General features: G+C 55.3%; 3 protein-coding genes and 2 pseudogenes. 2 read left to right on the top strand and 3 right to left on the bottom strand.

The window, feature by feature from the left end; genetic code table 11:
• Positions 1 to 125: pseudogene (locus tag CV102_RS26565) on the bottom strand (acetylglutamate kinase); the annotation flags it as partial.
• A 975-nt stretch (positions 126 to 1,100) separates the two neighbouring features.
• Here CV102_RS26565 and CV102_RS10620 point away from each other — a divergent pair.
• Positions 1,101 to 1,323: pseudogene (locus CV102_RS10620) on the top strand (IS66 family transposase); the annotation flags it as partial.
• 214 nt (positions 1,324 to 1,537) lie between these two features.
• Here the strand turns inward: CV102_RS10620 and CV102_RS10615 are convergent.
• Positions 1,538 to 1,912 (bottom strand): hypothetical protein, encoded by a 375-nt coding sequence (locus CV102_RS10615; RefSeq protein WP_148857972.1) that lies wholly within the window; start codon positions 1,910 to 1,912, stop codon positions 1,538 to 1,540.
• 1,429 nt (positions 1,913 to 3,341) lie between these two features.
• On the bottom strand, positions 3,342 to 4,952 hold the full coding sequence (locus CV102_RS10610) for an HTTM domain-containing protein (RefSeq protein WP_148857971.1): 1,611 nt from the start codon (positions 4,950 to 4,952) through the stop codon (positions 3,342 to 3,344).
• A gap of 747 nt (positions 4,953 to 5,699) precedes the next feature.
• Between CV102_RS10610 and CV102_RS10605 the strand changes: the two genes are divergently transcribed.
• Positions 5,700 to 7,292 carry a hypothetical protein gene (locus CV102_RS10605; protein WP_148857970.1) on the top strand — a complete coding sequence of 531 codons (1,593 nt, stop codon included), beginning with the start codon at positions 5,700 to 5,702 and terminating at the stop codon, positions 7,290 to 7,292.
• Positions 7,293 to 7,501: the final 209 nt, after the last annotated feature.

The raw sequence follows: 7,501 nt of genomic DNA, 5'->3' as shown, positions 1-7,501 counted from the left end.
CCGTCACCGCCGCTAGCGTCAAGCCCGATGTCGACGTCTTGAGCCGCCGCTGTTCCGGCGAACCCCATGAACATGAGGCTGCCAATCATCGCTACCGCCATCGTAATCGTGAGTGCGCGTTTCATTGTTTAGTCACTGAGCACGCATCACACGAGCAGTTGAGTTCCGGAGAGACGCTGCCCGGTGGGATGCGTTGCCCAGTCGGGACTCATCACAGAATCCGACTTGAACCCGGATGGCAGTTCCAGACCGAATTCGCGGGTTAGGTCGCCGAAAAGAAACCCCTTCGATTTTCACCTCCACCTACATCTGTAAAAGCATCTTGTATCTGTTCGACCTAGAACGGTTTTAGACCGCTCTCGTAGAAGTTGTGTAACTTATATCACCAGTTTTAAATAGGTGGGGATGTGGGCGGAAGCAATGGTTGCCGATGTCGGTCACAAACTTCCTGTTGTGGACGAGGTGGTCAACGATTTCGACTCGCTATCACTCCCCGGCGGTACCATATGAAAATCACCCTTGCTCCGATCTTATTGCTGGACCATCGCACGCGAGGATCTCCTAGTCAAAAGTCGCGCCCGAAACAAGTTGGTCACAGAGGACGATTGGAACGGAGATCGACTCGATCACGAACGACTCGAAGAGTTTCAAACTCACGGCGAGACGCGCTAATCACGGGGCGGTTACATAATCCCTGATGATTCGATCGGCGAGAACACCGGGGAGGACAACCCCGATATCGACTGGGTCTATGATCACGCTGAACGTGACACCGTCTGGGCCGAAACATCGTCTGGGCCTTCTGCGCCGATGATAGAATTACCTGCCGACTCGCTTTTCGGCTCTATGGTCGAGATGTTCTTCGAGGACCCCAAGCACGATCTTGGTTTTGGAGACTGCAAGTTGAACTGAGGCGAGAGTGTCAGCGAGTGCTGATACCTTCTGATGCTGGCCTATCACCACCTTCGTCTTGATCCTGATTCGAGCGTCCTTGAAACAGTCTGCTCAAATCGATGATGTCTCTGAGCGGACCTCGAACGTTCTCTGGAAGAAGAGGTCTACAACCTCCTGTCGTAGGTTCGAGACAACGACATCACTGACTCGTCGAAGAGATACCCGATCCACCAGAGACGATCCAGCCTAACCGACATCGCTACGGGTGCGACTCTGTGTGAAACTCGGACCGTTGTTTCACACCTTCTCTGCCCAGATGAGTGAAAGTTCGGGGTGTACGTTACCGCTCAGGCTGCTCTCTCGCGGTACGATCACCGTCAACCGTACCGGAAGATCGCCGACCGCTTCGAGCAACTCGTGATTCTCGAGCGCGTCCGCGTGACACGCGATCGATCGCGCAGCACGTTCGGTCGCGTGAATACGAGCGGATCTGCGGTCCGGTTCAGGACCTCTCATCCTTCTTTGCCATTTGGAACCACAAACGGTCGAGCCAGAGACGGTAGTCGCCGATCAAGTGCGGAATTCGCAAGCTAACGGAACCGTCGATTATGCAGCAAAAAAAGTTGTACTACAGTGCTATCGATTAGGCGTCGATATCGACGTCAATGTCGACGTCGGTAATCTGACCGCCGTCACCGCCGTCGCCGCCGTCACCGCCCACAGCGGTCTGGTCAACGTCAGCGAAGTTCTGCTGGTTTACGAACTGGGTCTGAGACACTCCAGCGCTCGCTCCACTGTGGTGTCCGCTAGCACTTGCTGAAGCGGAAGCGTACTGGACATTGGTGTTAGCTTGGTCCACGTACGCGAGGTTGGTTGCGTCACCGCCGTCGCCACCGTCACCGCCGCTAGCGTCAAGCCCGATGTCGACGTCTTGAGCCGCCGCTGTTCCGGCGAACCCCATGAACATGAGGCCGACAATCATCGCTACCGCCATCATAATCGTGAGTGTGCGTTTCATTGTTTAGTCACCAGGCACGCATCACACGGGCGATCGAGGCAGGCATTACAGGGTACGGCCCCTTCGGTAATGCCGCAGCTCACCGCCGAGAGATGCTTCCACCCTGCTGTGACGCGTTGCCCAGTCACTACTCATTACGGGGCCTAACTTGAACCCGGGCAACGGTTTCATATCAGATAAATGAATTGAGGCGCCCAAATACCTGTATTCGAAGGAATCGTGAGTTTCTCTCGGTGAGGGTTGTTTTTTCTGTCGTCAGTATGACCACGTTATTACGCCCGTTACGGCAGTTACTCCGGTTAAGAACCGCCGGTCTGTCTCTGGAATTCGAAGTAGCAACATCAATTACCGACGGTTGTACGATAACAGGGGAATTTCGCAAGTGAAACAGTCAGGCGTTCTCGAATGTTTTTGGCCACAAATATTGTGTCCTATGATAACAGTTTCCGCTCCAGACGAGTGGATTTTTACTGGCACCAATTATACCTCGCCGAACCCCGTAGAATATGCGTTCACGGATTGCGTGTATCTATCCTATACATGCTGCGTGTTTGAAAACGACGGTGTTCAGAGTACACCGACCCGCTGAGAGAATTGAACACCACGAAAGCCCCTTTCAGTCCCACCCACGATGGCCGGCCGGGCACCCGACTCGGGTGGAACTGAAAGAGGCTGGGCCTCTCGAGGACGGCGGGCGACGTAAGCACGCAGAGTAAGCGCGCAGCGAGCTCCCCGACTCGAGCGGCCCAGGGGCTTTCGTGGTGGTCTCACCGGACGCTGAGTACTCACGATAGTATTTGAACACGGCCCTGACTCGTGTTATAGTAGCCACTGACAGTCGATGCAGACCCGATCGCGCGACGGGAGCGCAGTTCGGAGTGAGTGTGGCAAGCGAGAACCGCGGACAGTGCGATCGGTGAGGAAATCGTTTAGTTGGTACTGTAGTGCCGTGCGGGCTTGTCGGAGTTCCACGTAGTTTCGGCGTAGAATCGAACCTCACGACCAGCGTGACTCTTGGGTGCTTCCGTTCTGGTTCCCTCAGTCACTATGGTGGGTCTCAGCGGACACCCGTCGTCGGTGACGATCCGGATGAAATCGAGGGTCTAGTTTACTTGTTTTCCGATCAACCGTTCGAACTCTCCTCACCGAGAGTAGCCCGAGAGCTGATGTAGTCGCACAGACGATATGAACGACGAATTGATCGACGCGAGTCTGCTTGTGCTCGAGGGAAGGACCTCGGACGTGAAGGGTGCCAGCCACGGGTAATAGGACACCATCTATGACTACCTGTAAAAGTATAGGTGGGTTCACATCATTTTGCTTATCAGTCAATTATTTGTAATGTAGAGAAAGAAGTGGACTCTGGAAGCCCTCGAGGAAAGGTATCGGCGATTTGTGGCCGTTCTGGGGGAAATATATTCGGGTGACGTTATTCTTCCGTCTCGGGCGGTGCTATCTCTCTCGGTTCGTTTCCATCGCATCCGAACGCGTAAAATAGCACAATATCCCTTTCGTGCTCCGGCGGTGGGTCGTCGGCTCCGAGGGTCACAGGCTCGACGACAGCGTACATATTAATACGTTCGAGTTCTGTCCCTCGCTCTTCTTCCCACTCGGTGCACAGGTAGTCGGCGAGGACTACTGAAGCACCCGATTTGTCGTCATCTGCCATCTCTACGCGGATGACTCGGTGCATGTAGAACCGTTCTCGGTAGGTATCGTACTGTTTTTGCAGTTCGTCGTGTGGCCGCTCGTACGTCAACTCTCGATCGTTGTATACGTCGACCACCTCACCGTCTGCGGTTTCTGCTGGGAAAACGTAGTACCAGGAGGTCGTCTGTGGTGACGGAGCGAATATGGTCCACTCGGGTTGGGCGATTCCCAGGCTCTCGGCTGGATTGTGTATTCGCTCATCGGGATCGAGATCGTCGTCGATACCACCGGCGGTCGCGGAAAACGAAATAAGTGGAAGGATGAACGAAAACACGATCGCCACACAGAGTACGACGACGTATACGTTCGTTTTTTCGAACGATCGAGGATTCGTGCTGAAATTGAATGCCGGGAAAGATCTCGCAATAGCGGTTCCGCGTCGTTCTAATTCAGAGAGAACGTTCGCCAAAGGATCGTAGACGTTTACGTACTCCAGTACGGTTTTTCCGTCCTCCCAGAATTGCGCCTGTAAAAAGAGCAGGAGTCCGGCCATCGCAACGTACGGGAACGCCCCGATTCTGACGGTTACGGCGAACGCTGCGTGGACTCCAAAGAACATTGCGACACCCAAGATACGCAGTCGTCCTTGGAAGAAGAATAACAAAAACGAGAGTAATAACATGTAGTACCACATCATACCACCGAGTTCGAGAAGCGTCGGAAAGATGTGTGCGTATTCTGCAAACAGGAAGGTGATATCGTCGGCACTCATTATTAGCGGAGTGGCTTCTCCAGTTCTCCACACGTCGCTCTGTGTTTTGTGAAAACCGTTGACGAAGTACATAACAATCATCTGCATCAGTATCGCCAGGGTTGCGAGATTCGCTACGTACGTTCTCGGTTGTGCGTCAGTGTGGACGGCGTCGATCGACCACCGTTCTCCGAGCGGGAGGAAGATAGCCCAGAACAGGAGTAATCGAAACAAGGTATCTGCGTAGCTTGTGACGAGTGGATTGTGATGGTCTAACGAGAGGACGAAGAGGAACGAAACGAGGGTCGCAACTCTGGTCTCATAGCCGACGATCAACTGAACGGCGATCAATCCCTGGACGACGAATAGTCCCGCGATGATATTCGGATCCGACGTGAGATAATAGAACGAAAATGCATACTCCGGCGCCCACTCCATCGCCAGTGATTGCGGAACAACGCCCTCTTCTGTATAGAAAAACGTGAAATTTCTGGCACGGAGAAATAAGTCTGCGATGATTAGTAGTCCCACGAACACGCGAAATACAGCGAGTGACCGCGTATCAATTCTGAGACACCGTTTCAAATAATTATTCCTCCACTTTGGGAGGGTAAACGAACCGAGCGAGATTCTGGACATGATCCTGTTAGATACGGGCGACTATCAAATACTGACTCTGTAGTTTCGAAGTGCAATACGAGGTTTCAAGCAGTATGGTTCGTGGTAACAATCTGTGAGAATCGTCAGTCGTTGTACAGGGTGGTTTCGGGTGTGTTTAGACGGCGTCTGACGGTCTCATCAATGGTTACAAGTTCGTTGGCTAGCACTGCAGCGCCCGGCAAGTACGTCCTTCAGGTGGGTCGCTACAGGCGAGCTTGATGCGGCGTATTTCAGCGTTGCCATCGAGTTTGCATTCGTATTCTCGGTCGGACTCGTTGCAATGAACCCCCGGACCCTCGCTCACGGTAGTTTTTGCGTGCTCGATACGGAGTGCCGATAAAGCAGCCGAGGTGCTCACCGATGCCGAGATCAGTGAGTCCTCTCATCAGGCTTCTGAAAGAATGCGTGCCTACGTGATGTCCTTTGTCTCGCGTTCACCAGTCGAAACGAACCACCCGATCGTACCATATTCCACCGCAGAGAGATCAACGACGCGTTGTTTTCTGCTTCGTTCTGTAGGGTGGGTCACAGCGAGCAGAAACGACTTAGAACAGACGTGAAGCGACACTAGACGCTTCCTTCTATCCATAAGTTCCCACCTTCTGATCAGTAGTTCGCTTCATACAGGTTTCAACTCACAGATAACTATGTCTGTCATCGAAATACGACGGTTCGCGTCGAATCGGTTCAGAACACAACACTATCACGTCAGAGATCACACGAACGATGACAGATACACACACGAAACGCTCACAGCTTACGACAGTCCTGATGGCCTGTATCGTCGCCATGTCGATGCTGGCCGCCGGCGCGCCGGCAGCGATGGCCGGCGACACTACGAACACGAATGCCGACTCCGAGACGGTTCACGCGCTCGAGGACGGGGAGGAACTCTACCTCGTCTTCGGCGCGGATCTCGGCGAGCAATCGGTCGAGGAGTTCATCGATGACCACGTGACGGACAACCCCGGAGAACCGGCTGAAGATCAAGATGCAGTCTCTGAGGTCGTTCAGTACCAGAACGCTAACCAGGTAAACATCAACGAACAGGGTCCGGCGGTCTCGATCGCCATCGACGGTGGAGAGGCGACCGCCGTGCAGGAAGCGAGCCAGATAAACTCCAACGTCCAAGAGGGTGTGGCGACGGCTGACAACGAGGAAGGCCAGGCCCAGGAGACCCAGTTCGAGAACGTCGATGACGTCTTCATCGTCATGGGTAACGGCGACGGCCAGGAGTTCAACGGCTGGGGTGTCAACGACACCAAGGACGACAAGAACGAAGTGACCGCGAGCCAGGAGGCTCAGGCGACCGTCAGCCAGGCGCAGAACGTCAGCCAGGCGAACGTCAACGAACAGAGCACCGCGTTCGCGCTCGCCGCGAACGACAGTGAATCGACGGCCCTCCAGCAGACGGCCCAGTCCAACTACAACTTACAGGACGGTGCCGCAAACGCGTCCAACGTCTACCTCGGCGACGGCAAGTTCAGCGACAAGCCAAAGCAAGGAACGAGCGGCGCGGATGCGAGCCAGGACGCGAGCGCGGTCGTCGAACAGGGACAGGACGTTGAGCAGGCAAACGTCAACGAACAGGGTGCTGCCGTCGCCATCGCGGTCGGCGAGAACAGCACCGCAACGGCGATCCAGATCACCGAACAGACCAACATCAACGAACAGCTCGGATCCGCCGAGGCCGTGAACGTCCTCGCCTCGATGCCCGGAATGAACGTCGCGAGTGCCGGCAACGGCGGCGACGTCGTCTCGACCGAAGGATCGACGACCGGCGGCGACGACACGAAGGCCGATAAGAACGGTATCTCACAGGAAGCCACGTCCGAAGTGACCCAGGGACAGGCCGTTGAACAGCTCAACGTCAACCTGCAGAACACTGCGATGGCGATCGCCACGAACGACAGTGACGCGACCGCCGTGCAGTGGGCCCAACAGCAGAACGTAAACGCACAGATCGGTTACGCGTCGGCGCTCAACGTCTACGCGGGGCCGAGCTACGCTCACGACGACGTCACGCAGACGACGAGTACGTCCGTGACCGTGGACGGGAACGACGTCGAGGGTGCCGCCGGCATGTCGTACGACTACGACACCGCTAACGACGACCAGACGCACGACGTCGACCAGTACGCGAGCGCGGAGATCGAACAGCACCAGTTCGTTACCCAGCAGAACATCAACGAACAGCAGATGGCGCTGGCAGTCGCTGACGACGACGGCAGTGCGAACGCTGCACAGGTGAGCATGCAGCAGAACGAGAACGTCCAGTTCACGTCGGTTGCTGCGACGAACGTTTGGGTTGCGGCGTAACGCGAACGTATTACTCAGCGAACCGACCTTCGTTTCGGACGTTTCTTCTGTTTCTTCCGAACCCGAGTAGCGTGAGTCCTCTCGGTCGGTACGCGCTCGTTCGATCCGTCCCCAGTGTGAGGTCGCGACGCAGACGAACGCCGCGAAGACGGATCGATCCCACGAACCGAACTGACCGATCCACGGCGGCAGTGTCCGACCGAATCCGA

It is taken from the genome of Natronococcus pandeyae (assembly GCF_008122205.1).
Taxonomy (GTDB): domain Archaea; phylum Halobacteriota; class Halobacteria; order Halobacteriales; family Natrialbaceae; genus Natronococcus; species Natronococcus pandeyae.
This window is presented reverse-complemented; position numbering and strand designations above follow the sequence as displayed.

Excerpts from the sequence above, each read along its gene's own strand:
- CV102_RS10615 (WP_148857972.1), bottom strand. The coding sequence starts at position 1,912 with ATGAAACGCACACTCACGATTATGATGGCGGTAGCGATGATTGTCGGC.
- CV102_RS10605 (WP_148857970.1), top strand. The coding sequence starts at position 5,700 with ATGACAGATACACACACGAAACGCTCACAGCTTACGACAGTCCTGATG.
- CV102_RS10610 (WP_148857971.1), bottom strand. The coding sequence starts at position 4,952 with ATGTCCAGAATCTCGCTCGGTTCGTTTACCCTCCCAAAGTGGAGGAAT.